Source organism: Peribacillus sp. P4_C12 (genome assembly GCF_056402095.1).
The window spans coordinates 1-800 of the sequence record NZ_JBFUIB010001032.1; the positions used below are offsets into that span (position 1 = coordinate 1).

1 protein-coding gene and 1 pseudogene are annotated in these 800 nt (G+C 33.0%); both read right to left on the reverse strand.

The genetic code is table 11. From position 1 onward, the window contains the following. Nucleotides 1-2: 2 nt before the first annotated feature. The gene (locus tag AC1DUW_RS31030; RefSeq protein WP_379173629.1) at nt 3-302 is read right to left on the reverse strand and encodes a histidine kinase dimerization/phospho-acceptor domain-containing protein; all 300 of its coding nucleotides are present in this window, start codon (nt 300-302) and stop codon (nt 3-5) included. A gap of 249 nt (nt 303-551) precedes the next feature. Further along, nucleotides 552-800, reverse strand: a pseudogene (locus tag AC1DUW_RS31035) (class III poly(R)-hydroxyalkanoic acid synthase subunit PhaC); the annotation flags it as partial.

Here is an 800-nt window from a genome sequence, read left to right on the forward strand (position 1 = left end):
CTTTATATCCATACGGAGTAGTTGGACAGCCTGAGGTTTCCCAAAGAACGAAGTTCGCTCGTAATCGTTTCAATTCTTTCCAGTTTACTTAGGAGCAATTCAATATCCTCAGCAGATTTATTTTCCTTCTTATAAAGTTGAAAAAAACCTTTTATGGTTATCAGAGGATTTCTTATTTCGTGCGCCACTACTTTATAAATAGCAAAACTAGGAAGATTGTAAAAATTCCAGCATAAAAACCGACCAAAAGTCATTTTATTACTTGGCTTATGATTGATAAACGAACGTATAACTAGAGGCATAATAACAAAAAGGCAAAATATTGAAAGATTAACAATTTAGTTAAAAAAATCAACCTAATTCCCACTATACTTAAACGGTTCACGAATTTTTTTACATGGTTGACAACTTATAAAAAGTGATATTGAAAACACTTACAAAACTCCTGTTAAATTTTGCAGCACTAAAATTAATGCTGGGAATCTGTGAGTGTTTTCATTATAAATACTAAACTAATAGAATTGGCTTCTTTTCATTAACATTATTTACCTTTATTTAGGTCTTTCTTCTAACCAATCAACAATCGTTGGATACGTTATTTTTGAAGCTTTACTTCCAAAAGCAATAGACTTATGCCCTACTGGTAATTTTGGATCTTTACTGGAAATGTGATTCATCAATGCTTCTACTTAATGTGGTTGAGCTATGATGTCAATTTCACCTGATAAGTTGAGCACATTCGCAGTGATTGTCTCAAGATTAACCTGACGGCCACGAATTGGTAGCTCAGGGTGCAGAGT